The following is a 24,148-nucleotide window of genomic DNA, read 5'->3' on the forward strand; positions in this document are numbered from 1 at the left end:
CCATGCACAAGATCGTAATCCTCGACCGCGCCACGCTCGCTCCCCAAATCAGGCTGCGCTCGCCCGGCTTTGCGCACGAACTGACCGAGCACGCGCAGACGCATCCGGAAGACGTCGCCGCGCGCATAGCGGGCGCGTCCATCGTCATCACGAACAAGGTCGCGCTTACCGCGGACGTGCTCGCGCAAAGCCCGGGGCTCAAGCTCGTGGCCGTTGCGGCGACCGGCACCGATTGCGTCGACAAAGCCGCGTGCGCGCGTCACGGCATCGCGGTGGCGAACATTCGCGGCTACGCGGTGAACACGGTACCCGAGCATACGTTCGCGCTGATGCTCGCGCTGCGCCGCAACCTGATCGCATATCGCGACGATGTGCTCAAAGGCGTCTGGCAGAAGTCAGGGCAGTTCTGCTTCTTCGATCACCCGATCCACGATCTCGCAGGCGCGACGCTCGGCATCATAGGGGAAGGCGTGCTCGGACAGCGCGTCGCAGAGATCGCGAAGGTTTTCGGCATGCGGCCGATATTCGCGGCGCATAAGGGCAGGCAGGGGCTCGGGCCGCTCTATACGCCGTGGGACGAGATGCTCGCGACGAGCGACGTCATTACCGTGCACAGCCCGCTCACGCCGCAGACACGCGGCATGCTTGCGATGCCCGAATTCCGCGCGATGAAGCAAAGGCCTCTCATCATCAACACGGCGCGCGGCGGACTCGTCGATGAAGCCGATCTCGCACGCGCGCTCGACGAGGGCCTCGTGAGCGGCGCGGGCTTCGATGTGGTCTCGGGAGAGCCGCCGGCCGAGGACAACCCGCTGATGCGCATCGCGGGACGGCCGAACGTCATCGTGACGCCCCATGTCGCGTGGGCGTCGGATGAAGCGCAGCAAGCACTGGCCGACCAGTTGATAGACAACATCGAGAATTTCGTAGGGGGTACGCCGAGCAATCTGGTTGACCCAACGCATTAGCGACGCGGCGGAACCTGGCGCCATGTCAGTGCGACAAGCACTGCGAACACCAAATAGAGGCTCGTGAAAACCCACGTTGGCCAGTCGTGATACAACAGGTGCCCGACCCAGCGCTGTATGAAGCCGTCCGGTACCTGTGTACGCCCGCGCAGCCTGTCTTCGAAAATGGTCAGCGGACAGGCCCAGCCGACGAGCGAGGATAGCGCGACGAACGCGACCGCTGCGAGATGCGCGCCGCGCAGCCACACGATACGTATCCAGCGCCACCGACATGCCACGCCGAGCCAGATCAAACCCAGTCCGCCGACGACTGCGACGACGAACAGCGCATGAACGATCAGCACGACGTCAGCTAACCAAGTCATCCCATCCCCCATTCAAAACAACGACGAACAGCTGATAGCTAATCGGTACACGTTTAATGCGTGGTTTGTAAAAATCTGTAAATTCGTTCGGCACAACGATGCAGTCAACGATGTAATCGACGCTCATCTATCAAACAACGATTTGAAATTAATGGATAACGACATGTGTGAGCGCCGGGGTATCCGGTGATGATCATCTCCCGGCTGTAACGCGTTGGCAGAAAATTTCGCCGAACGGCGTCCTGGACACCGGGAGCCCGTTGGCACCAGGCACGCGCTGAGAAAATGCGGGCCAACCAGTATCGTATTTTTTGTTGCTTGCGTTCGGTAAGGATGTTCTCTACGATAATGACTTACTCTGTCGTTTCACGTGAATGTCACGGAGAAACGCGGTCGTACGGTGACACTTTGCGTTGGCGCTGTTGCGCGCGGTCGTTGCGTGACGGCTCTCCATCCACCGAAACGGTTTGCCCCAGGATTTGAGGAGAAGCACATGTTGCACGCTTTCGATTTCCTCTGCTACGGCAATCTTGACGCCCATCCCGCAATCGCGCGAACCAGCGGTCTGACTCCCGAACCTACGGCGATCAAACGCCCCATTCCGCAGTAATTCAGTTCGTTCCAACGTCGTTTCACCGCTTCGATTTTGAGGTGCCCCCGCGGGGCGTGGTGATGCTCGCCTGATCGCATGAAGGCGTGGCGGCATGCCTGCATCCTTCGAATGCCAACTATTTCATCGATATCAAGTCGACAAGCTTACTTCATGAACCGAGACCTTTCCTCCAGCGCAATCGCCACGCTCAAGATACTGGGCGAACTGGGGCCATCGGACACGCCGCCGCCCGTGCCGGCGCCCGTCGTCACCGAACTGCTCAAGCGGGGCTACGCGGCCCACGCATGGCATGGTGGCCTGGTCCTTACCGACAGCGGATGGCGCCGGGCTGCGCAACGCGGGTGACTTACAGCGCGGCGCAATCAGCCGCATGGAATGAAAGGGACACACATCGTCCCGGTACTGCAGTGTGTGACGCCATCAATAAACCAGGAGACTGAAGCATGGCATTCGACGCGAACTCGGTAAGGAGTCTACAAAAGGCCAACGTTACGCTGAGCATGAGTCTTGGCAATCTCTGGCTGGAGCAACTCAACCGCATGCGTGCGCAGGCGCTGAAGGCGGCCGACGAGCGCGCGGCCTCGACGCAGCAAACCGTGCAGACCCTCGCCGGCGCCAGGGACTGGGCCACCTTCGTCCCGCTACAGGCCAGCCTGCTGCAGGATCAAATGACGTGGTTCAATAACTTCTGCCTCGGTTGCCTGGCCGAAACGCAGAGCCTGCAGAAGGCCGCCTTCAGCGACTTTCGCGATGCCGTCAAAACCTGGCAGGACAACTGTCTGGATGCTATGGCATACACGGGCGAATGCCCGCCGATGGCGGACGCGTTCAAGCAAATGACAGCGATGGTTCAGCAATCGTTTGAACTCGCCAAGGCCAATTTCGATCTGGTGTCGACGCCACGGAATGGTCCCTCGGCCGCACACAAGGAAAAAAAATCGAATTGAGCGACCGAAGGCCTTGAACTCAGGGAGTACATCATGACAAAACGTATTGCACTGGTCACGGGCGGCATGGGTGGACTGGGTGACGCCATCAGCGTCAAGCTGCATGACGCGGGGTATCAGGTGGTGGTGACCCATTCACCCGGCAACACCATTGTGGACGAATGGCTCGCAAGCAAAGCGTCGCAACAACGCAAATTCCACGCCTACCCGGTCGACGTCGCCGATTACGATTCATGCCGCCAGTGCGTAGCGGCTATCCTGGCCGAGGTTGGGTCGATAGATATTCTGGTGAACAACGCCGGCATTACGCGTGACATGACGCTCAAGAAGCTCGACAAGGTCAATTGGGACGCAGTCATCCGCACGAATCTCGATTCGGTCTTCAATATGACCAAACCGGTGTGTGAGGGCATGGTCGAGCGTGAATGGGGGCGTGTCATCAATGTGGCATCTGTCAATGGCTCGAAAGGCGCTTTCGGGCAAACCAACTATGCTGCAGCCAAGGCGGGTATGCACGGCTTCACCAAGTCGCTGGCGCTCGAGGTGGCCAGGAAGGGCGTGACCGTGAACACCGTCTCGCCGGGCTACCTGGCGACCAGGATGGTCGCGGCGGTGCCGCAAGAGGTACTGGACACGAAAATTCTTCCGCAGATACCGGCCGGCCGGTTGGGCAAGCCGGAAGAGGTCGCTGCGCTCATTGCGTTCCTATGCTCCGACGATGCGGCATTCGTGACCGGCGCAAATATCGCTATCAACGGCGGTCAGCACTTGCAGTAGCTGATGGCCTGCACCGGCCCTTGACGGGCCTGGTGCAGGTGTCGACCCCCAGTCGCCCGCGGCAGGCCGACATCAATTTGCTGGGTCTACTTCGTGTAATGACCCAGCAGCACCTGCACGGATTAGGCGGCTACTGCGCCAGCTTCGTTCATTCTCGTCCCCGATAAGCACGCTAGCGCGCATTCCGCATGCGCAGCCTGAGAGGCAGACGCGCTAACCCAACGGCTGGAGTGTGTGGCTGCCTTGGCGCGAACGAGCGGCTTCAGGCATTTGCGGAATATTCCGCAAAAATATGAAAACCGTTGCGGAGCGGGATCAGTGTCAGTGTTCTCGCACTCTCGGCCTTCCGCTCGGTCCTGCCCGTGATATCAAAAAATGATTGCATTTGATAGCAGATTTTGCTATCATAAAAATCGATGAAAACCAAGCACCGAAAGACCCTTGATGCAATTTTTCACCGGCCAACGTCTGGCGGGATCGTATTCGCGGACATCGAAGCGCTGGTAGCCAACGTCGGTGGCGAAGTCAGAGAAGGGGATGGTTCCCGGATCGCGTTTGAGCTTGGTGGACGCCGTTTGTATATGCATCGACCTCATCCGGGAAAGGAAGCCAAGAAGTATCAGGTCGAGGAGCTACGGAAGTGGTTCGCGGAATTGGGGATCTTGCCATGAGTCATGCAATGAATTACAAGGGATATAGTGGGCGGGTCGAGTTCGATCCGAGAGACAGCATCTTCGTTGGGCGAGTGCTTGGTATTGCGGATAGCATCACGTTCCACGGGGACACCGTTGCAAGTCTGACGGAAGCGTTTCATGAGGCTGTGGACCATTATCTTGCCGACTGCGCAAGTACCGGTCGTGATCCGCACAAACCGGCGTCAGGGAAACTGATGTTAAGAATCCGGCCGGAAGTTCATGCGGCGGTCAGCATCGCAGCGCAAGCGGCGGGCAAGAGCATTAATCAGTGGGCGGACGAGGTGCTGGAACAGGCCGCTCACGTTTAATGCATTCAAACTTGCCGGGCCGGTTGGCGCTCGGCGATGATCTTCAGGCTGCCTCCGGGCAGCCTTAGTTTTTTCTGACGCCGTTGTTCATGATCGGTCCGTTTGAGGACGTGCCATCTATTGACGGAGATTTGGCGGCTTTTCGACTTCCTGTTTCCATCGCAGGCTATCCAAAGACGCCTTCCGGTTTCGAGACCTGAGGGCGAAGGCAGGAACGGACAAAACGGAAGCGTCGGGCGACATTCGCAAGGCGCAAAAGCAACTCGGCCATACGTCAGTGGCGATGACGGAACACTGCGTGCGAGCTCGCCTGGGCGACAAGGTCGCGCCGACCAAATAACCGGAATTGCGGAGCAAAAGGAGAATTGCGGAGCGGAAGAGATTTAGGCAAATTCGCCAAATCCCATATAAAGACTGTGGTGCCCAGGGCCGGAATCGAACCGGCACGCCTTGCGGCGGGGGATTTTGAGTCCCCTGCGTCTACCAATTTCACCACCTGGGCGGCCATGTGCGGGTCGGAAGACCCGTCGGCGCTGTCCGGGCTTTTGGCACCGGACGAAGGCGAGATTATGAACGAAAACCAACCGTCGTACAAGCACCCACCCTGCATTCCACGCAAATTTTAGGCCCGCGTTCAGGCCCGAACCTGGCGCCCGCCGAAACGGAAGACAGTTTCACCCCTTTTGCTGCGCCTCGATCACGCGAAACAGCGACGAAGTATCGTCATGCCCCCACCCCTGCGCCATCAGCGCGGACAATTGCCGCTTGACCAGCGCGATCGCGGGTAAATCCAGCCCTGCCGCCTCGACCGCCTCCGCGATCATCCCGAAATCCTTGTCGTGCAGGCGCGCCTCAATCCCCGCCGCGAAATCCCGATGCGCCATTTTCGGGCCCATCTGATCGAGCATGCGGCTACCGGCCAAACCTTGCGAAATCGCCGCCAGCACCTTGTCCAGATCGGCCCCGTTGCGGCTCGCGTAGAGCATCGCCTCCGCGATCCCCTGGATGTTCACTACCTGCACGATCTGGTTGCACGCCTTCGCCACCTGCCCGGTGCCGATGCCGCCCACGTGCGTGATGGTCGTGCCGAGCGCCTCCAGCAGCGGGCGCACTTTCGCCACGTTGGCATCCGTGCCGCCGACCATGATCGACAGCGTCGCATCCTCGGCGCGCGTCGGGCCGCCCGACACCGGCGCGTCGACCATCTCGATGCCGGCTTCGGCCAGACGCGCCGCAATGCCTCGCGTGGCTTGTGCCGAAATCGTACTGTGATCGACGCAAATCGCGCCGCGCCGCGCGCCATGTATCACGCCGTCGGCACCGAGCAGCACATTCTCCACGTCCTGCGTGGTCGTGACATTCGTCACAATGAAATCCGCGCCACGTGCCGCTTCAGCCGGCGTCGCGCACGCTGTCGCACCGTGCGCGACGAACGGGGCCGCCGCTTCCGCCCGGCGCGCATAAACGCGCAGCGCGTAGCCGGCGTCCATCAGATGACGGGCCATCTGCCCACCCATCGAACCGAGCCCGATAAAGGCAATTGTCTCTTTCGTCATTGTTGTCGTACTCGTAGTCCCGAAATGCAAAAAAGGCCGCGCCGTCCCGCCATGACCGGAAGACGTGCCGCGTCTGCCAGCCGGCGGGCCGATGCGGCCCCTCCAACGTCAGCCTCAGTCAGCCACGTAGACGAACTTGCCGCCCTTGATCTGCCCCATCACGCTTGCCCGCTGGTCAAGTCCGACATGATCGCGCGGGCTCGTGTTCATGATCCCGTTCGGAATCGGCAGGTCACGCGTATTCTCTAGCGCCTCGCGCAACGCGCGGCGGAAGGCCGGCGTGCCCGGCTGCGCCGTCTTGGCCGCACGCGGCACCGCATTGTTGAGCAGGTCCCACACGCCGTAGGCGTCGGCGGCGAACTGGGTCACGGTATCCGTGCCGAACTTCGCCTCATACTTTTTCGTGAATGCCAAAGCCGCCGTGCGCGCCGGGTGGTTCGCGGGCAACAGCTTGGCTACCACGCCCGGTTGCGTCGGGAACAGGGTCCCCTCGACATCCTTGCCGCCCACGCGAATGAAGTCGTAGGTGGCGATGCCGTGCGTCTGGTAAATCTTGCCGCCAAAACCGCGCTCGATCAAGGTGCGCTGCGGCAACGCCGCCGGCGTGCCGGAACCGGCGATCAGCACGGCGTCCGGCTTGGCCGCCATCAGCTTGAGCACCTGGCCCGTCACGCTCGTGTCGGTACGGTTGAAGCGCTCCTGAGCGACGATATGCAGCTTGCGGAGCTCGGCGAACTTCGAGAATTCGCGCCACCAGCTCTCGCCGTAAGCATCTGCGAAGCCGATGAACGCGACGTTCTTGACGCCATGGTTGGCCATGTAGCGCGTCATGACGTCGGCCATGGCGGAATCGTTGGCCGCCATCTTGAAGGCCCACTGGCGTTTCGCATCCTGCGGCTCCACAACGCTGGCCGAGCCGACCAGCGTGATCATCGGGGTTTCCGCCTCGGAGACCGGATCGAGCATGGCCAACGCGCTCGGCGTGATGTTCGGGCCGACAACGACGTCGACCTTGTTCTCGCTGATCAGCTTGCGCACGTTGCGTACCGCGGCGCCCGGGTCGGAGCCGTCGTCCAGAATGATGTAATGCGCCTTCTGACCGCCGATCTGGTCAGGCCACAGCTGGATCGCGTTCTTGCTCGCGATGCCGATCGCCGCCGCCGGGCCGGTCGAAGAAAGGTCGATGCCGACGGTGACGTCGGCACGCGCAAGCGTGGCCGCACCCAGCAGGGCGGCAGCCGCCACCATAACGAGCGGACGAGGGGGAACGCGCATGAGGTCTCCTTGGGAACGAGTCACGCAAGCATACCTTAGCTGTGCTTGCTATGGCAGGCGGAAGACCTCCGCGCGGCACCGAGCGGGTTTCAGGCGTTGGCCGCGATTGCCGGAAAAAAATTCGCGCGCGTTTCCGGCTTATGCCGGCATGGCCAACGCGTTGTTGCGCGCCAGCGCCAACGCCTCGTCCAGCACGGTGGCGTCGCCGATGTGATTGGCGAGCAGGAGGACCAACTGCGCATTCATCGCCTGGCTCTGCGCATCGGACAAGTCGCGGTGCGCGTCGATGATCGCGTGATAGACGTCATCCGGTTGCCTGAAGTTGTTGTCGAGCATCAGTGCCATGTCAGTCCTCCAGACCCAGTGCGCGGGCAAGGGCAGCGGCCACCGCGGCCGGATCGAACGCGCACCAGCGCGCGCATACATGCTGGTCGGGACGCACCAGATAGAACGTCCCCGGCTGCGCGTGATAACGCTGTGTCGCAATGCCTTGTGCGTCATGCAGGACAGTCAGTCCGTCGGCCGCCAAACCGGGCACGCTGGCGATGACGAGGACGTCAATCGGCGCTGACGTATGGGCCAACGCACGCAGTGCCGCGCACCGGGCCGCGCCGGGCGCATCCGCCCCCGCGAAATAGAGGCCGACAAACCGGTTGCCGGCCTTTTCAACGAGCCAGCCCTGCGCGCCTGCGGCATCGGTCACAGGCGCGTCGTCGAGCGGCGTGCCCGGCGCCATGCGCGCGGGGAAGCCGGCGTCGGGCGCGTCCGGCGTGTTCAGCGGGGAGTCCGTCAGGAGCGTTGCCGTTGAGAGCCGTCCGCTGTTGACCAACGCGCGCGCGAACGGCGCGGTGCGCGCCAGTGTCAAGGTGGCGTCGCGGAACAACCGGCTGACGGCGCTCTTCGGCGTGATGAAATCGGTCGAACGGGTGGAGTGCCGCAGATTCTCGTCGGCCGCGCGGCCACGCTCCTGACTGTAGGAGTCGAGCAAGGATTCGGGCGCCACGCCCGCCAGTACATACTTGAGCTTCCATGCCAGATTGTCGGCATCCTGAATGCCCGAGTTCGCGCCGCGTGCCCCGAATGGCGAGACCTGATGCGCGGCATCGCCTGCGAACAGGACGCGGCCATGACGGAAATCCGCCATCCGGCGGCACTGGAAGGTATACACGCTCACCCACTCGAGTTCGAACTCGGCGTCGGGGCCAAGCATGGCGCGAATGCGCGGGATCACGCGCTCCGGCTTCTTCTCTTCTTCCGGATCGGCGTCCCAGCCCAACTGGAAGTCGATGCGCCAGACGTTGTCGGCTTCGCGGTGCAGCAGCACCGACTGGCCGTTGTGAAACGGCGGCGTGAACCAGAACCAGCGCTCGGCGGGGAAATCGGCCTTCATGACAACGTCGGCGATCAGGAAGCGATCTTTGAAGATCTTGCCTTCGACGTCGACGCCGAGCAGTTTGCGCACAGGGCTGCGTGCGCCGTCGCAAGCCACGACCCATTGCGCCGCGATTGTGTATTCGCCTTCAGGCGTCTCGACACGCAACTCGGCGCCGTCGCCGTGTTGCTCGATGCCGACGACGCGGCTCTTCCAGCGCAGGTCAAGATTGGGCAACTGCTGCGCCCGCTCGACCAGATACTGCTCCAGATAATACTGTTGCAGATTGACCATGCCGGGGCGCTTGTAATGGGGTTCGGCCTGCAACTCGAAGTTGTACACCTCCTCCTTGCCGAAGAACACCCTGCCGACATGCCAGGACACGCCCTTTGCAACGACCGGGTCGCCGCAGCCGAGCCGGTCGAGGATTTCCAGGGTGCGCTTGGCGTAGCAAAGGCCGCGCGAGCCCACGCTGACGGTTTCGTCATCGTCGATCACGACCACGGGCACGCCTTGCTGGGCCAGGTCGATCGCCGTCGCAAGCCCGATGGGCCCCGCGCCGACGACGACAACCGGGTAGCGGTGTGCGCCCGCCGTTGCGTTTTCGCCTGTCGAGACGCTTGCCAGCTCGGGCGGCGTGCGGTAGGCGAAGCGAGGATAGGTATATGTGCTCAGCACAATGCGTTGTCTCCTGCGAAAGCTGTCTGAAATTACGTATTGTGATATGAATTTACTATAACGTAATTATTGGCGTGTCGCCAGCGTACGGGGTCGGGGTTTACGCGCATCGCGTGGCAAATTGGCGTGATGCGGCTGACGGCATCCGGCGACGGCGGTGAAAACGCAAATGCACGCAAAATAGGCCGCGCTGGATAGCGGGCGAGGCGGGAAGGGAGGGGGAACGAAGCGGGAAAGCGGAAAGCGGAGGGCGGAGGGCGGAGGGCGGAGGGCGGAGGCGGCGGGCATGGCGCGCCGACGGACCCGGTCATGGCGTGTCCGTCGTGCGTCATCGGGCGGATTTACAGCTCGTAGCTCTCGTGCTCGCCGCGCAGGGCCTGCTCGACGAGCTTGCGCGTGAGGATGGGCGACAGCAATTCGACCATCGTATAGACGTAGCTGCGCAGATACGCGCCCTGCTTGAGCGCCACACGGGTAACGTTTGAGCCAAACAGATGCCCGACCTGAATCGCACGCAGATTGCGGTCGCGCTCCGGATCGAACGCCACGCCGGCCAGCACGCCGACGCCCAGCCCCAGTTCGACGTAAGTCTTGATGACGTCCGCGTCGATGGCTTCGAGCACGATGTCCGGCTGGATGTGCCGCAAGGCGAACGCCTGATCGATCTTGGCGCGCCCGGCGAACTGCGGATCGTAGGTAATCAATGGGTAGCGCGCGAGGTCTTCGACGCCGACGTTCTGCAATTGCAGCAGCGGGTGATCGGGCGGCACGACCGCCACGTGGTGCCACTGATAGCAGGGCAGCGAGACGAGATCCTTATAGCCCGAGATGGCTTCGGTCGCGATGGCGATGTCTGCCTGATCGTGCAAGACCATGTCCGCGATCTGGGTCGGGCTGCCCTGCAGAATCGACAGCCGCACCTTCGGAAAGCGCTTCTTGAACTCCGCCACCGCGTGCGGCAGCGAATAGCGCGCCTGCGTGTGCGTGGTGGCGATGGTCAGGTTGCCCTGATCCTGCGCGGCGTAGTCCTTGCCGATGCGCTTGAGGCTTTCGACCTCGAGCAGGATCCGCTCAACGGACTCGAAGATGATCCGGCCGGGCTCGGTCAGGTTGCGAATGCGCTTGCCATGACGGGCGAAAATATCGACCCCGAGCTCTTCCTCGAGCTCGATGATGGCCTTGGAAACACCCGGTTGGGACGTAAATAGCGCCTTGGCGGCCTCGGTCAAATTGAAGTTCTGACGGACCGCCTCGCGGACGAATCGAAATTGGTGCAGGTTCATTTGTATAACTTTGGAAAATATACAAACAATTTTTTATTCGTTTGAAGTATATAGGGTTTTCATTACGATTTGGCTCATTGTTTCGATAACGTTATTCCCGACAGGCATTTAGGAACCTAACCCCATGTCGCTTTGGCTCGAACCGATTTCCGGCTTTGGCGTCGGCCTGCTGGTCGGCATGACCGGCGTGGGCGGCGGTTCGCTGATGACCCCGCTGCTGACGTTGCTGCTCGGCTATACGGCCCCGGTGGCAGTGGGGACCGACCTGGCTTTCGCCGCCATTACCAAAAGCTTCGGTACCGCTGCACACCGTTCGCACGGCCACGTGAAGTGGGCGATCGTAAAGCGTCTGACGTTCGGTGCGCTGCCGGCGGCGTTGGTCACGATCCTGGCGTTGAAGCGCCTGGGCGGCATCGAAGCCGGTGCGCTGCACGCCATCAAGCTGACGATTGCGGTATCGGTGCTGCTCACGGTCCTGTCGCTGCTGTTTCGCGCCCGTCTGCTGAGCGCCCTGCGCGCGCATCCGGCGTGGCAACTGCACGGGCGGCACCAGGCAGCAGCCACGGTGTTCGTCGGTGCAGTGATCGGCGTACTGGTTACGGTGTCGTCGATCGGTGCCGGTGCCGTCGGCGCAACATTGATTCTACTGTTGTATCCGGAATTGGAGCCGGCCGAAGTCGCCGGCACCGACATCGCTTACGCGGTGCCGCTGACGGCGATGGCCGCCCTGGGCCATATTTGGCTCAACACGGTGCACTGGACGCTGCTCGGCAGCCTGCTGATCGGTTCATTGCCGGGCATCTGGCTGGGCGCAAAGCTGACCCGCCACCTGCCGGAGCGCATTGTGCGCGGCGCCCTGGCGGCGACGCTGACGCTCGCGGCCGTAAAGCTGGTCGCGTAATGCGGCCGGCGGCTTGACAAGCAGTTCCCAGACAATACAAGGAGTTCGCTGCATGCGAAACGACATTTCCCCCGATCGCGACGGTACGCAAGACGCCGCCACGCTCGACGATCTCGAAGCGGTACTGGTCGAGCGCCTGACGCGTATTGCGCACGCGCACGGCCCGCAAGGCCGCGTGAAATTCGCCAGCAGTCTCGCGGCAGAAGATATGCTGCTCACGCACGCGATTTTGCGCAATCAACTGCCGATCGAGATCTTCACGCTCAATACGGGCCGTCTGCATGACGAAACCGTGGGCATGCTGGCCAAGGTCAAGGCGCGCTACGGCTATTCGATCGTGGAATACGCGCCGCGCCAGGACGACGTCGAGGCGTATGTCGCCGCGCATGGCAAGAATGCCTTTTACGAAAGCGTGGACCTGCGCAAGCAATGCTGCCAGATCCGCAAGGTCGAGCCGCTGGGCCGTGCGCTGGCCGATGCCGACGCGTGGCTGACCGGCCAGCGCCGCGAGCAGTCGGTGACGCGCGGGGAACTGTCGCTGAACGAACATGACGACGCCCGCGGCATCGCCAAGTACAACCCGCTGTTCGACTGGACGGAAGCGCAGGTCTGGGCGTACCTGACCGCGCGCGACGTGCCCGTGAACCCGCTGCATGCGCGCGGTTATCCGAGCATCGGCTGCGAGCCATGCACGCGCGCCATCAAGCCGGGCGAAGACAGCCGCGCCGGACGCTGGTGGTGGGAGTCGAAGGACAGCAAGGAATGCGGCTTGCACATGAGCAATCTCAAGAGCATTCCGGTGACGGTGGTGCAGCCGCACTGACGAACACAGGGCAGGCGCCCTCGGCATGAGCCGGGCGCCGCCGACAGAATCTGACGAATCAAGGATAGAGGAAGGACGACATGGGCGCGATGCACGAAGTTGTACAGACCGGGCAAACCCGGATGGACCATCTCGATTGGCTCGAAGCCGAATCGATGTACATCTTGCGCGAGGTGGTGGCGGAGTGCCGCAACCCGGCGCTGCTGTTTTCGGGCGGCAAGGATTCGGTCGTCGTGCTGCATCTGGCGCTGAAGGCCTTCGGCCTCGGTCCGAACCGCAAGACGGAACTGCCGTTTCCGCTCGTCCATATCGATACCGGCCACAACTATCCGGAAGTCATCGAGTTTCGTGACCGTCACGCCCGCAATCTCGGCGCGCGGCTTGTCGTCGGCCATGTGGAAGACTCGATCCGCAAGGGGACGGTCCGCCTGCGCCGCGAAACCGACTCGCGCAACGCAGCGCAAGCCGTGACGCTGCTGGAGACCATCGCCGAACACGGCTTCGACGCGATGATCGGCGGCGCACGCCGCGATGAAGAAAAGGCCCGTGCGAAGGAGCGCATTTTCTCGTTCCGCGATGAATTCGGCCAGTGGGATCCGAAGGCGCAGCGCCCGGAACTGTGGCACCTGTTCAACGCGCGCCTGCACAACGGCGAGCATCTGCGCGTGTTCCCGATCTCGAACTGGACCGAGCTGGACGTGTGGCAATACATCGCCCGCGAAAACCTTGACCTGCCGTCGATCTATTACACGCACGAGCGTGAAATCGTGCGCCGCAACGGCCTGCTGGTGCCGGTGACGCCGCTCACGCCGAAGCTGGACGGCGAGACGAGCGAACTCGCCTCGGTCCGTTTCCGTACCGTCGGCGATATCAGTTGCACCTGCCCGGTGGCGAGCGACGCAGCCAACGCGGTGGATATCATCGCCGAGACGGCGGTGACCGACATCACGGAACGCGGCGCCACGCGCATGGACGATCAAGCGTCCGAAGCGGCGATGGAGCAGCGCAAGAAGCAAGGCTATTTCTAAATCCAGGCTGGCGCACGACGCCGCTGGATGCAACGAATACGGAATCGAGAATCATGAGCCTCACCCCCCTGAACGAAGACCTTGGCGTGCTGCGCTTCATTACTGCAGGCAGCGTCGACGATGGCAAGAGCACCCTGATCGGCCGCCTGCTGTACGACAGCAAGTCGGTGCTGACCGACCAACTGTCCGCCCTGTCGCGCGCCAAGCACAAGCGCACGGCCGGTGAAGACATCGACTTCTCCCTGCTGACCGACGGCCTCGAAGCCGAGCGCGAGCAAGGCATCACGATCGACGTGGCCTACCGTTATTTCGCGACGGCGCGCCGCAAGTTCATCATCGCCGATACGCCGGGACACGAGCAGTACACCCGCAACATGGTGACGGGCGCCTCGACCGCGCATGCGGCGATCATTCTGGTCGACGCCACGCGCGTGACGGAAGTCGATGGCCAGACCGAACTGCTGGCACAGACGAAGCGCCACAGCGCGATCGTCAAGCTACTTGGCTTGCAGCACGTGATCGTCGCCATCAACAAGATGGACCTGATCGACTTCAGCGAGGCGCGCTTCAATGCCATCCGCGCGGCGTATCTTGAACTCGCGCAGCGCCTGGGCCTGCAAGACGTGCGTTTCGTGCCGGTGTCGGCGCTCAAGGGCGACAACATCGTGTTCGCCAGCGAAAAGATGCCCTGGTATCAGGACGAACCGCTGCTCGACGTGCTTGAATCGCTGCCCGTGGCCGAGCAAGACGGCGAGCTGCGCTTCCCGGTGCAACTGGTGGCGCGCCAGGACGGCAGCCAGGCCGACGACTTCCGCGGCTACATGGGCCGTGTCGAATCGGGCGCGATCCGCGTCGGCCAATCGTTGCGCGTTCTACCGAGCAACCGGAGCGCGACCGTCGCCGAGATCGTCGGCCCGAGCGGCTTGCTGGATCAGGCGTTCGCCGGCCAGTGCGTGACGGTTCGTCTGGCGGAAGATGTCGACGTCTCGCGCGGCGACACCTTCGTGTCGACGGAATCGGCGCTGCAGCCGTCGCGCAAGCTGGGCGCGGACGTATGCTGGTTCGACGAGGAACCGCTGTCGCCGCAGCGCAAGTATCTGCTCAAGCAGGCGACGAGCACGGTGTATGTGCGTGTCGGCAGCGTGGACACGGTGCTGGACGTCACCACGCTGTCTCACGGCACGGACAAGACCACGCTCGCGATGAACGACATCGGCGCGGTGCAGCTGAGTCTGCAGAAGCCGCTCGCGGCCGACACTTACGATTCGCATCCGGCGACGGGTTCGTTCGTGCTGATTGACGAGGCGACGCATCACACCGTCGCTGCGGGCATGATCCGCACGTTGGCGGCGTGACGACGGACATGGGCAAGGTCTACCTGATCGGCGCCGGCCCGGGGGCTGCGGACCTGATCACGGTGCGCGGCGCGCGCTTGCTCGCGATGGCTGACGTCGTGCTGCACGACGCGCTGGTCGAGCCCGAGATGCTCGCGCTCGCGCCGCAAGCCCGGTTGGTCCCTGCCGGCAAACGCTGCGGCCGGCATTCGAGTGCGCAGCACTTCATCAACAAGCGGCTGGTCGACTACGCCAGGACGCATGGCGTCGTGGTCCGCCTGAAGGGCGGCGACCCGATGCTTTTCGGCCGTGCGGACGAAGAACTTCGCGCCTGCGAAGCGGCGGGGATCGAAGTGGAAGTGGTGCCCGGCATCACGGCGGCGCTGGCGAGCGCCGCGTCGCTCAAGCGCTCGCTGACGCTGCGTGGCGTGGCCCGCAGCGTCGCGTTCGCGACACAAAGCCGTGCGGCGGATTCCGCCGAAATCACGGCGCAAGCATCGGCCGATTCGCTGGTCTACTACATGGGGCGCGACGCGGCGCAGCGCATCGCTTCGGAACTGATTGCCCACGGCCGCGCCGCTGCGACGCCGGTGGCGATCGTGGAAGCGGCAACAACGCCGCGCGAGCGCAGCGTGCAGCTGACCTTGGGCGACGTTCGCGACGGTCGTGCGGCCGAGTGGTTCGATGCGGCACAGCCGAGCGTGCTGCTGATCGGCGAGGCCTTCGCCAATGCGCAAGTCAGCACGCCGGCATTGCTGGCACAGGTGCTGGCAGCAGCGTAGGCGGTGTGTGGCGCGCGCGACGCGATCCGCGAAGTCATGTTAAAAAGCCCGGGAAACCGGGCTTTTGTTCCTGAGGGCGGGACATGTCGCGTGACGCGGCGTGCGCCTAGGCCCTGCCCAGCATGCGCAGACAGTAGGCGGCGAGCGCGTCGAGCACGTCATCGTCTTCGCCGACAGCCGTGGCGGAACGAATGGCAACCCCTGGATGGGCGGCCTGACACTGCGCAACGATGGCCGGCAAGTCGCGCCGCACATGGCCGCCCTGACCAAAGAAGACCGGGATGATCGTGACATCCGTGCAGCCGGCGCTGGCCAGCTCGGCGACGGCGTCGGGCAAGTTTGGCGTCATCAGATCGAGAAACGCGAGCCGCACGTGCGCATCCGGGCGTTGTTGGGCGACGCGTTCGCGAAGCCGCTCGAACGGTTCGGCCCAGCGCGCATCGCGCGCGCCATGTCCAAACAGGATCAGGCCAGGCGTGCCCATCAATGCTTGTCCACCCAGCGCAGCGCCACGATCGCGAGAACCAGGTAAAGCGCGGAAGGCAGGGCTGCAGTGAACCACCCCGGCCAGGTGTTGAGCAGCCCGAGATGCGAGAACAGGCTGTTGAGCAGCTGGAAGCTCATGCCGAGCATGATGCCGCCGAATACCTTCAGCCCGATGGCGCCGGCCCGCGCATGCAGATACGCGAACGGCAGCGCCAGCGCCATCATCACGAACACTGCGAACGGATACAGAATCTTCTGCCACAGGGCCAGCGAGTAACGATCCGTGTTCTGCTGGTTTTCCTTCAAGTGGCCGATGTATTTGTAGAGGCTGTAGATCGCCATGTTGTCGGGCTGCACCATCAGTACCGACAGGATCTGGGGCGTCAGTTCCGACTTCATGCGGACGTCGTCAATATGGACCTGCTTCGATTCGACCACGGCGCGCAAGGGATCGGGCTTGGCGGAACCGGCGGCGGGTGCGGCCTGGAAACGCGTCTCCGAGACGTTCGTCAAACGCCAGTAGTTCGGCTGTTCGAACCGGCCGTCCGCCGCCAGGCGCACGCTGTCGAGCCGGAAATTGGCATCGAACTCATAGATGCGGACGTTGGCGATCGAGTTATCGGGATTGAGCGTGCCGACGTTGATGAAGCGCGTGATCCGGCTGTCGTCCTGACCGAGCGTGTCCTTGACCCAGACGCCCGAACGGAAGCCGGACGACACCGAATTGCCAAGCGCCTCCAGGCGAATCTGCTGCGCCAGTTGCTGGGCGTGCGGCGCGACCAGTTCGCCGATCATGAATGTCAGGATCACCAGCGGCAAGCCGATCTTCAGCAGCGAGCGCAGCGCCCGCATCGTGGCGAGGCCCGAGACGCGGAAAATGGTGAATTCCGAATTGCCGGCCAGTTGGGCGCAAACGTAGATCGCCGAGATCAGGGTGGCGACCGGAATGATTTCGTACATCCGCTGTGGTGCGAACAGCATCACGTAGAGCAGCGCGTGCTGGAACTTGTAGCCGCCGCGCCCCACGTCGCCGAGCTCGCCGACCAGATCGAAGAACACGAACAGGCCCACAAAGGCGAGCAGGATGAAAATGAAGGCCAGGTAGATCTGGCGCGCGAAATAGCGTTCGTAGATCCGCATTCAGCGCGCTCCCTTGGCGCCGCGGCCGAACAGGCTGCCCACACGCAAGCGGCCGCTGAACAGGCCGCGGAAGCGCACGCGCCGCAGATACAGCAGCACGATCACCCCGCAGGCGATGACATGTAACAGCCAGACGCCGATGGCAAGCGGCAAGCGTTCCTGCGCCACCCACGCCTGCGACAGGCTCAACAGATTCGTGTAGGAGAGATAGATCAGCACGGCCATGATCAGATTGACCGTGCGGCCATGGCGCGGATTCTGATAGGCCAGCGGGATCGCCAGCAGCACCAGATTGAGCGCCAGGATCGGCAGGCCGAAGCGCCAGACGATTTCGCCCTGGAAGATGGGCGTCATTTCGCGGAACAGGGTGGCGGTCGGCACGCCCTTCGTCGGCGCGTTCTCGGCGTTGCTCACGGGTTTGTTGTCGATCTTCACGCCGTAGCGTTCGAACTCCATGACGCGGTAGTCGGGCTTGCCGGGTTCGCCGTCATATCGGCGGCCCTTTTCCAGCACGATATAACGGTCGCCATCGGGCGCCGATTCGATGCGGCCCTCCTTGGAGACGACCACGTTGACCTTGCCGCTCTCGGTGCCGGACACGAACACGTTGTGCACGTGCGTAGCGTCGGCCGACACGCCTTCGACAAAGAAGACGCGATGATTGCCCGCAGACTCGCGAAACTGGCCGGGGGCGATCATCGAGACGTCGTCGCGCTGGGCGAAACGTTGCTGGAGCAGGTCGATCTGCTGATTGGCCCACGGCCACGCGACCAGTGCGCAAAATGCGATCACCGCAATGAACGGCGCCGAAAATCGCAACACCGGGCGAATGAAATCGGTGATCGACAGGCCCGAAGCGAACCAGACGACCATCTCGGAGTCCCTGTACCAGCGCGTCAGCACAAACAGGATCGAGACGAACAGGGTGACGATCAGGATGACGGCGAGATAGCCGACCACGGCGAGGCCGATCAGCACCAGGACGTCGCGCGGGTCGGCACGACCCGAAGCCGCGAAGCCGAGAATGCGGATCATCATGGTGGTGAGCATGACGGTGATCAGCACCATGAAAACGGCCCCGGCGGTGTAATTCAGCTCGCGCTGCAGGGAACGCTGAAAAATCATGTGACGGAGTGTGGATGGCGGTCGCGGTTGGGCGAGCGCGGAAAAAAGCGGATAATTGCGGCTCGAACGAATTTTATCCGAGGATAAGCGCGATGGACTTTAGCATAAAAGCCTCCGAACCGAGCAAAGGCCTGAAGACGGCCGCGGCCGCCGGCGGCGACGCGATCAACGTCAAGACCGATTGTCTCGTGGTTGGCGTGTTCGAACAACAGGCGCTATCGGGCCTCGCCAAACAGCTTGATACGGCGAGCAAGGGCTTGCTGGGGCGAATGGTAAAGCGCGGCGAGCTCGACGGCAAGCTCGGCAGCACGGTCCTCCTGCACGAAGTCGCCGGCTGGGGCGCCGCGCGCGTCCTGCTCGTCGGCATGGGCCGCGAAGCGCAACTGAATGCCAAGTCCTTCGCTGAAGCCACGCGCGCCGCTGTGCGCGCACTGATTACCACCCGCGCCGCCGATGCCTTCTGGTCGCTGACCGCGACGCCGGTGAGCGGCCGCGACACTGCATGGGCGGTGCGCACGGCGGTGATCGCCCTGCGCGATGCCACCTATCGCTTCACGGCGATGAAGAGCAAGGTCGAAGCCCCCGCGCCGGCCCTGCGCAAGGTCGTGCTGACGGTTGCCGCAGACGATGTGAAGGCCGCCCGGAACGCCGCCCTGCAAGGTGGCGCCATCGCCAACGGCATGGCGCTGACGAAGGATCTGGGCAATCTGCCGGGCAACGTCTGCACGCCCACGTATCTGGCCGAGACGGCCAGGAGTCTGGCGAAGGAATTCAAGCTGTCGTCCGAAATCCTCGGGCCGAAGCAGATCGAAGCGCTCAAGATGGGGGCGTTCCTGTCCGTGTCGCGCGGTTCGGTCGAGCCGCCGCGGTTCATCGTCCTCAAGTACCAGGGCGCGGCCGCCAAGAATGCGCCGATCGTGCTGGTCGGCAAGGGCGTCACGTTCGACACGGGCGGCATCTCTCTCAAGCCGGGCGAGGGCATGGACGAGATGAAGTACGACATGTGCGGTGCGGGCTCCGTGCTCGGCACCCTGCGCGCCGTGGCGGAAATGGGACTGAAGCTCAATGTCATCGCCATCGTCCCCGCCACCGAAAACATGCCGAGCGGCCTGGCCACGAAGCCGGGCGATATCGTCACCAGCATGTCGGGCCAGACCATCGAAGTCCTGAACACCGATGCGGAAGGCCGCTTGATCCTGTGCGATGCGCTGACTTACGCCGAGCGTTTCAAGCCGGCTGCCGTCATCGACGTGGCCACGCTCACCGGCGCGTGCATCATCGCGCTCGGGCACATCAACTCGGGCCTGTTCTCGAAAAGCGATGTCCTGGCCGACCAACTGCTCGCTGCCGGCCGCCTGGCGGGCGACACGGCGTGGCGTCTGCCCGTCGAGGACGAATACCAGGAACAGCTCAAGTCGAACTTCGCCGACGTCGCGAACATCGGCGGACGTCCGGCCGGCAGCGTGACGGCCGCGTGCTTCCTCGCGCGCTTTACCGAGAAATACGAATGGGCCCACCTGGATGTCGCGGGCACGGCCTGGAAGAGCGGTGCGGCCAAGGGAGCGACGGGCCGTCCGGTGCCGCTGCTGACGCAGTTCCTGATCGATCGCGAAGCCCGGTGACACGCGTCGACTTCCACACCCATGTCGCGGACCGGCTGGCCTACGCCTGCCGGCTCGCGCGCAAGGTCTACCTGAGCGGCCAGAGGCTGGTCGTGGTAGCCGAGCCGGATCTGCTGCGGGAGTTCGATCAGGCGCTCTGGACTTTTGCGCCGCTCGAGTTCGTGCCGCATTGCATGAATGGCGATGCGGTTGCGGCGCAGTCGCCGGTCCTGCTGGCGGGGCCGGACGACGAGGCGCAGCATCATCAGGTGCTGCTCAACCTCGGCGTGTCGGTGCCGACGCATTTTGCGCGCTTCGAGCGGGTGCTGGAGGTGGTCGGCGAGACGCCGGAGCAGTTGGCCGGCGCGCGCGAGCGCTACCGCTTCTACCGTGACCGGGGCTACACGCTCAACAACTACGACCAACGCGCATGACATCGACTCCCGACGGCGAACGCGCCGACCCTGGCATTCCGACGTTGACGGAAGTGCTCTCGCCGGGCGCAGTCCCGCCGGCGGCGCCGCCGGCCGAGGGTGTTCCGTCCGACATCGCAGGGCTGGCCGAGCGCGTCAGCGCCCGCTTGACGCTGCAACTGGCGGACGACATCACGACGCTGGTGGAGCGGCGCTGCCACGACGCCCTGATCGATCAGATCGCATGGCTCGTCCAGTTCATCGGCAAGCAGGTCGCCGATGAACTCGAGCAGCAACTGCCCTCGCGCATCCGTCAGGCGATCCTTGACGAGATGGCGCGCGGGTCGCGCTGAACGCGCGCCTGCGCGTTTTCCGTCAGACGCTACTTCGTCAGGCTGAGGACCCAGAGGGCGAGCTGCGACGCCTCGCCGGGGTCCAGTTGCGGATTGGCCGGCATCGGGATCGTCCCCCAAATTCCGCTGCTTCCGCTGACGATCGCCCGCGCGAGTTGGTCCGGCGCTTCATTCTGCCCCGCGTATCGGCGTGCGATGTCGCGAAACGACGGCGCAAGCACACGGCGATCGGTGGCGTGACAGGTCAGGCAATTGCGTTGTTGCGCGAGGGTTTGCAGCGCCTGGGCGCTTTGCGCGGCCGCCGGGAGCGAGACGCCAGCCGGGAGGCCGGCGGCAAGGAACCACAATGCCCTGGCAACGCGCCCGGCGCGACGCCGGGGCAAGACGCTGTCGACGTGGCTGGTTGACGCTTTCATTCGACACTCCCCGAGTTGAATGGCCGCGATGCGCGTTTGATGCCCAGTTGTCCGTGTTATCTATTCGGGGCAGACGCTGCATCGCCGGGCCATTATACGGGCAGCCGCTTTGCGCGGCCGCCCTCCCGGGACGTGCGAAGGTGCGGGGGCGATCAGCCCCGATCAGCCGGTCACCGCGCCCTTGTTGGCCGGCAGCGCCAGCGCGGCGTACTTGGCCAGCACACCGCGCGTGTAACGCGGTGTCGGTTTCTTCCACGCGGCCTTGCGGCGCGCCAGTTCGTCGTCGGCCACGTTCAGTTGCAACAGCAGCTTGTGCGCGTCGATCGTGATGGAATCGCCTTCCTGGACCAAAGCGATGGTGCCGCCGACGAACGCTTCCGGCGCGACGTGACCGACCACCATGCCCCAGGTGCCACCCGAGAAACGGCCATCGGTGATGAAGCCGACAGACTCGCCGAGGCCCTTGCCGATGATCGCCGAGGTCGGCGCCAGCATTTCCGGCATGCCCGGGCCGCCTTGCGGGCCGAGGTAGCGCAGCACGAGGATGTCGCCGGCCTGGATCTTGTCGGCGAGAATCGCTTCCATGGCGCTTTGCTCGTCGTCGAACACGCGCGCCGGGCCCGTGATGACCGGATTCTTCAGGCCGGTGATCTTCGCAACCGCGCCATCTTCGGCGAGATTGCCCTTCAGGATCGCCAGATGCCCTTCCTTGTACAGTGCGCGGCTGATCGGGAAGATGACTTCCTGGTCTTCACGCGGCACCGACGGCACGTTCGCGAGTTCCTCAGCCATCGTGCGGCCGGTGATCGTCATGCAGTCGCCGTGCAGCAAGCCCGCGTCGAGCAGCAGCTTGAGCACTTGCGGGATGCCGCCGGCGCGATGCAGATCCGTCGCGACATACTGGCCCGACGGCTTCAGGTTGCAGATGACCGGTACACGGCGGCGGATGCGCTCGAAATCGTCGATCGTCCATTCCACTTCAGCGGCGTGCGCGATGGCGAGGTAATGCAGCACGGCGTTGGTCGAGCCGCCCGTCGCCATGATCAGCGCCACCGCGTTTTCGATCGACTTCTTCGTGATGATGTCGCGCGGCTTCAGGTCCTTCTTCACGGCTTCGACGAGCACGCGCGCCGATTCGGCCGCCGAGTCGACCTTCTCCTGGTCCGGGTTGGCCATCGTTGACGAATACAGCAGCGACATGCCGAGCGCTTCGAACGACGAACTCATGGTGTTGGCGGTATACATGCCGCCGCACGAACCCGAGCTCGGGCACGCATTCTTCTCGATGCCCTTGAAGTCCGCTTCGGTCATGCGGCCCGCGGTGAATTCACCCACGGCTTCGAACGACGAAACGATCGTCAGGTCCTTGCCCTTCCAGTTGCCCGGCTTGATGGTGCCGCCGTAGACGTAGATGCCCGGCACGTTCATGCGCGCCAGCGCGATCATGCCGCCCGGCATATTCTTGTCGCAGCCGCCGATGGCAACCACGCCGTCCATCCATTGGCCTTGCACGGCCGTTTCGATACAGTCGGCGATGACCTCGCGCGACACGAGCGAGTACTTCATGCCTTCCGTGCCCATCGACATGCCGTCCGAGATCGTCGGCGTGCCGAACGTCTGCGCGTTGGCCTGGCTTTCCTTGATGGCGGTGACTGCGGCGTCCGTCAGGCGTTGCAGGCCGGCATTGCACGGCGTGATGGTCGAATGGCCGTTGGCCACGCCGATCATCGGGTTCTCGAAATCTTCTTCCTTGTAGCCCAGCGCGTAGTACATCGAGCGATTGGGCGAGCGCGCCACGCCTTGCGTGACGTTGCGTGAGCGGCGGTTGTAGGCCATGACAATCTCCTTCGTTCCATGGGGCGCGCTGCTGGCGGCGCGGCGCGTATTTTCAGGCAAACAAGAATCGTCTTTCCTTATCTGAATGTCAAATATATTATTTGACTCGTATTAAGTCGAAAAACATATCATGGATCTTCGTCAGCTTCGCTATTTCGTCGCCGTCGCCGAAGAGCGCCATTTCGGGCGCGCGGCCCAGCGGTTGGCGATGACCCAACCGCCGCTCTCGCAACAAATCCGGGCGCTCGAGGATTCGCTCGGGGCGCCGCTGTTCGTGCGCACCAAGCGCTCGGTGGAGTTGACTGCGGTCGGGCGCCAGCTGCTACCGGAGGTGCGGCGCATCCTGGGCGATGCCGACGGCCTGAAGGCGCTCGCCCAAGGACTGGCGCACGGCGAAGTCGGCACCTTGTCGCTGGGCTTTGTCTCAACCGCCGACTATGGCATCCTGCCGCCACTGTTGCGAGAGTTCGGCGAGCGTTACCCGCGCGTGCGGTTGCAGTTGCTGGAGGCGACGAGCGACGTGCAGATCGAGGCCTTGATGGCGGGCCGCCTGGATGCGGGCCTTTTCATCCCCCCGGTGCCGGCGCGTTTCGCAAGCGAGTTGTCGTATTTGCCGATCGTGCGCGAGCCGCTGATGCTGGCCCTTCCGGCAGACCGCGCCGGGGCCGGTACCGAAGCCGTGAGCCTGAACGATTATGCGCGCGAGCCATTGATCGTGTTTCCGCGCCGCGTCGCGCCGGCCTTTTATGACATCATTATGGGTTGCTATAGTGCATGCGGGCTGACGCCGCGCGTGGGGCAGGAGGCGATCCAGATGCAGACGATCGTCAGTCTCGTCTCCGCGGGCATGGGGGTGGCGTTGGTGCCGCAGTCGTTGTGTCATCTGCGGCGAACTGGCGTGGTGTATCGTGCGTTGCGGGCAAGGAACGCCCTGATCGAGACCGGGCTGTTGTGGCGCACCGCGGAAGTCACGCCGGTGCTGGAAGGGTTTCTGGAAACCGCGCGCGGTGTGGCGCTACGGCTGCCTGCGCTGCCGCAGGACATGGCCCACGGGCCGGCGTAATCCATGGAAA

26 protein-coding genes and 1 tRNA gene are annotated in these 24,148 nt (G+C 63.5%); 15 read left to right on the plus strand and 12 right to left on the minus strand.

Annotated features, from left to right (window positions below; all coding sequences use genetic code 11):
• The first annotated feature begins 2 nt into the window (after positions 1-2).
• Positions 3-968, plus strand: a complete 966-nt coding sequence (locus PTE30175_RS00700; RefSeq protein ID WP_150695129.1) for a D-2-hydroxyacid dehydrogenase — start codon at positions 3-5, stop codon at positions 966-968.
• Here the strand turns inward: PTE30175_RS00700 and PTE30175_RS00705 are convergent.
• Positions 965-1,333 (minus strand): DUF2784 domain-containing protein, encoded by a 369-nt coding sequence (locus PTE30175_RS00705; RefSeq protein WP_150695130.1) that lies wholly within the window; start codon positions 1,331-1,333, stop codon positions 965-967. The genes PTE30175_RS00700 and PTE30175_RS00705 overlap by 4 nt on opposite strands.
• Before the next feature lie 763 nt (positions 1,334-2,096).
• On the opposite strand from PTE30175_RS00705, the gene PTE30175_RS00710 reads away from it, so the two are divergent.
• The 5 genes from PTE30175_RS00710 (at position 2,097) to PTE30175_RS00730 (ending at position 4,673) form a co-directional block, all read left to right on the plus strand.
• Entirely contained in the window at positions 2,097-2,291 is a 195-nt protein-coding gene (locus PTE30175_RS00710) for a hypothetical protein (protein WP_150695131.1), read from the plus strand.
• A 98-nt stretch (positions 2,292-2,389) separates the two neighbouring features.
• On the plus strand, positions 2,390-2,893 hold the full coding sequence (locus tag PTE30175_RS00715) for a phasin family protein (protein WP_150695132.1): 504 nt from the start codon (positions 2,390-2,392) through the stop codon (positions 2,891-2,893).
• 33 nt (positions 2,894-2,926) lie between these two features.
• On the plus strand, positions 2,927-3,670 hold the full coding sequence (gene phbB / locus PTE30175_RS00720; RefSeq protein WP_150695133.1) for an acetoacetyl-CoA reductase: 744 nt from the start codon (positions 2,927-2,929) through the stop codon (positions 3,668-3,670).
• 500 nt (positions 3,671-4,170) lie between these two features.
• Positions 4,171-4,341 carry a type II toxin-antitoxin system HicA family toxin gene (locus PTE30175_RS00725; protein WP_338044395.1) on the plus strand — a complete coding sequence of 57 codons (171 nt, stop codon included), beginning with the start codon at positions 4,171-4,173 and terminating at the stop codon, positions 4,339-4,341.
• Positions 4,338-4,673 (plus strand): type II toxin-antitoxin system HicB family antitoxin, encoded by a 336-nt coding sequence (locus PTE30175_RS00730; RefSeq protein WP_150695135.1) that lies wholly within the window; start codon positions 4,338-4,340, stop codon positions 4,671-4,673. Before PTE30175_RS00725 ends, PTE30175_RS00730 begins: the two co-directional genes overlap by 4 nt.
• Before the next feature lie 417 nt (positions 4,674-5,090).
• Here the strand turns inward: PTE30175_RS00730 and PTE30175_RS00740 are convergent.
• The 6 genes from PTE30175_RS00740 to PTE30175_RS00765 form a co-directional block, all read right to left on the minus strand.
• Positions 5,091-5,175 (minus strand) — tRNA-Leu (locus PTE30175_RS00740).
• Between the two features lie 172 nt (positions 5,176-5,347).
• On the minus strand, positions 5,348-6,229 hold the full coding sequence (locus tag PTE30175_RS00745; protein ID WP_150695136.1) for an NAD(P)-dependent oxidoreductase: 882 nt from the start codon (positions 6,227-6,229) through the stop codon (positions 5,348-5,350).
• 114 nt (positions 6,230-6,343) lie between these two features.
• Complete coding sequence (locus PTE30175_RS00750) at positions 6,344-7,504, minus strand: ABC transporter substrate-binding protein (RefSeq protein ID WP_150695137.1); 1,161 nt, start codon at positions 7,502-7,504, stop codon at positions 6,344-6,346.
• Between the two features lie 138 nt (positions 7,505-7,642).
• Positions 7,643-7,849: a DUF2783 domain-containing protein gene (locus PTE30175_RS00755; protein WP_150695138.1), complete on the minus strand. Its 207-nt coding sequence runs from the start codon at positions 7,847-7,849 to the stop codon at positions 7,643-7,645.
• A 1-nt stretch (position 7,850) separates the two neighbouring features.
• Complete coding sequence (locus PTE30175_RS00760; RefSeq protein ID WP_150695139.1) at positions 7,851-9,554, minus strand: FAD-dependent oxidoreductase; 1,704 nt, start codon at positions 9,552-9,554, stop codon at positions 7,851-7,853.
• Positions 9,555-9,895: 341 nt separating this feature from the next.
• Positions 9,896-10,837 (minus strand): CysB family HTH-type transcriptional regulator, encoded by a 942-nt coding sequence (locus tag PTE30175_RS00765; RefSeq protein ID WP_150695140.1) that lies wholly within the window; start codon positions 10,835-10,837, stop codon positions 9,896-9,898.
• A gap of 124 nt (positions 10,838-10,961) precedes the next feature.
• Between PTE30175_RS00765 and PTE30175_RS00770 the strand changes: the two genes are divergently transcribed.
• The 5 genes from PTE30175_RS00770 (at position 10,962) to cobA (ending at position 15,705) form a co-directional block, all read left to right on the plus strand.
• The gene (locus tag PTE30175_RS00770; RefSeq protein ID WP_150695141.1) at positions 10,962-11,738 is read left to right on the plus strand and encodes a sulfite exporter TauE/SafE family protein; all 777 of its coding nucleotides are present in this window, start codon (positions 10,962-10,964) and stop codon (positions 11,736-11,738) included.
• 52 nt (positions 11,739-11,790) lie between these two features.
• Entirely contained in the window at positions 11,791-12,561 is a 771-nt protein-coding gene (locus tag PTE30175_RS00775; RefSeq protein ID WP_150695142.1) for a phosphoadenylyl-sulfate reductase, read from the plus strand.
• Between the two features lie 80 nt (positions 12,562-12,641).
• Positions 12,642-13,589, plus strand: a complete 948-nt coding sequence (gene cysD / locus PTE30175_RS00780; RefSeq protein WP_150695143.1) for a sulfate adenylyltransferase subunit CysD — start codon at positions 12,642-12,644, stop codon at positions 13,587-13,589.
• Positions 13,590-13,642: 53 nt separating this feature from the next.
• On the plus strand, positions 13,643-14,944 hold the full coding sequence (locus tag PTE30175_RS00785; RefSeq protein ID WP_150695144.1) for a sulfate adenylyltransferase subunit 1: 1,302 nt from the start codon (positions 13,643-13,645) through the stop codon (positions 14,942-14,944).
• 8 nt (positions 14,945-14,952) lie between these two features.
• Positions 14,953-15,705: a uroporphyrinogen-III C-methyltransferase gene (gene cobA, locus PTE30175_RS00790; RefSeq protein WP_150695385.1), complete on the plus strand. Its 753-nt coding sequence runs from the start codon at positions 14,953-14,955 to the stop codon at positions 15,703-15,705.
• 106 nt (positions 15,706-15,811) lie between these two features.
• Here cobA and PTE30175_RS00795 read toward each other — a convergent pair whose 3' ends face one another.
• From PTE30175_RS00795 to lptF, 3 genes are read right to left on the minus strand one after another with little or no spacing between them, the layout of a single operon-like run.
• A complete protein-coding gene (locus PTE30175_RS00795; RefSeq protein ID WP_150695145.1) occupies positions 15,812-16,189 on the minus strand; it encodes a sirohydrochlorin chelatase in 378 nt (125 codons plus the stop codon).
• Positions 16,189-17,331, minus strand: a complete 1,143-nt coding sequence (gene lptG / locus PTE30175_RS00800) for an LPS export ABC transporter permease LptG (protein ID WP_150695146.1) — start codon at positions 17,329-17,331, stop codon at positions 16,189-16,191. Before lptG ends, PTE30175_RS00795 begins: the two co-directional genes overlap by 1 nt.
• Positions 17,332-18,456 carry an LPS export ABC transporter permease LptF gene (gene lptF, locus PTE30175_RS00805; protein ID WP_150695147.1) on the minus strand — a complete coding sequence of 375 codons (1,125 nt, stop codon included), beginning with the start codon at positions 18,454-18,456 and terminating at the stop codon, positions 17,332-17,334. It lies immediately after the preceding gene.
• Positions 18,457-18,548: 92 nt separating this feature from the next.
• Here lptF and PTE30175_RS00815 point away from each other — a divergent pair, with 92 nt between their 5' ends.
• The 3 genes from PTE30175_RS00815 to PTE30175_RS00825 are packed head-to-tail and all read left to right on the plus strand — an operon-like array spanning position 18,549 to position 20,823.
• On the plus strand, positions 18,549-20,078 hold the full coding sequence (locus tag PTE30175_RS00815; RefSeq protein ID WP_150695148.1) for a leucyl aminopeptidase: 1,530 nt from the start codon (positions 18,549-18,551) through the stop codon (positions 20,076-20,078).
• Positions 20,075-20,491 (plus strand): DNA polymerase III subunit chi, encoded by a 417-nt coding sequence (locus PTE30175_RS00820; RefSeq protein ID WP_150695149.1) that lies wholly within the window; start codon positions 20,075-20,077, stop codon positions 20,489-20,491. Before PTE30175_RS00815 ends, PTE30175_RS00820 begins: the two co-directional genes overlap by 4 nt.
• Entirely contained in the window at positions 20,488-20,823 is a 336-nt protein-coding gene (locus PTE30175_RS00825) for a DUF2486 family protein (RefSeq protein WP_150695150.1), read from the plus strand. The genes PTE30175_RS00820 and PTE30175_RS00825 overlap by 4 nt, the downstream gene beginning before the upstream one ends.
• 29 nt (positions 20,824-20,852) lie before the next feature.
• Here PTE30175_RS00825 and PTE30175_RS00830 read toward each other — a convergent pair whose 3' ends face one another.
• Entirely contained in the window at positions 20,853-21,239 is a 387-nt protein-coding gene (locus PTE30175_RS00830) for a c-type cytochrome (protein WP_150695151.1), read from the minus strand.
• 162 nt (positions 21,240-21,401) lie between these two features.
• Positions 21,402-23,075, minus strand: coding sequence for a dihydroxy-acid dehydratase (gene ilvD / locus PTE30175_RS00835; RefSeq protein WP_150695152.1), 1,674 nt, complete (start codon positions 23,073-23,075; stop codon positions 21,402-21,404).
• A 130-nt stretch (positions 23,076-23,205) separates the two neighbouring features.
• Here ilvD and PTE30175_RS00840 point away from each other — a divergent pair, with 130 nt between their 5' ends.
• Entirely contained in the window at positions 23,206-24,138 is a 933-nt protein-coding gene (locus PTE30175_RS00840; protein ID WP_150695153.1) for a LysR family transcriptional regulator, read from the plus strand.
• The last annotated feature ends 10 nt before the right edge of the window (positions 24,139-24,148 follow it).

The organism is Pandoraea terrae (genome assembly GCF_902459695.1).
Classification (GTDB): domain Bacteria; phylum Pseudomonadota; class Gammaproteobacteria; order Burkholderiales; family Burkholderiaceae; genus Pandoraea; species Pandoraea terrae.